At 63.8% G+C, this 345-nt stretch carries 1 protein-coding gene; it reads left to right on the top strand.

What is annotated here, in order from left to right; genetic code table 11:
- A partial coding sequence (locus tag N864_RS23155; RefSeq protein ID WP_034723246.1) for an IS630 family transposase occupies nt 1-329 on the top strand: 329 nt, incomplete at its 5' end.
- Nucleotides 330-345 lie beyond the last annotated feature (16 nt).

Genomic DNA, 345 nt, shown 5'->3' with positions numbered 1-345 from the left:
CGATCCACGTGATCCTGGACAACTACAGCACCCACAAGCACGAGAACGTGCGGCGCTGGCTGGGCACCCACAAGCGGTTCCACCTGCACTTCATCCCGACCTCCTCCTCGTGGCTCAACCAGGTCGAACGGTGGTTCCGGGACCTCGACGCCAAGGCACTGCGCCGCGGCAGCTTCAACTCGGTCCCCGACCTGATCGCCGCGATCGAGGCCTACCTGCAGGCCAACAACGAGGACCCCACCCCGTTCGTGTGGACCGCGACCGCCGAGTCAATCCTGGCCAAGGTCGCCCGAGCGCGCCGCAAGCTCCAAGAAGTAGTTAACCAATAATGAGACGGACCACTAG

The organism is Intrasporangium chromatireducens Q5-1 (assembly GCF_000576575.1).
Lineage (GTDB): Bacteria > Actinomycetota > Actinomycetes > Actinomycetales > Dermatophilaceae > Intrasporangium_A > Intrasporangium_A chromatireducens.
Note: the sequence above shows the minus strand (reverse complement) of the source record. Positions and strands in the feature narration are given on the sequence as shown.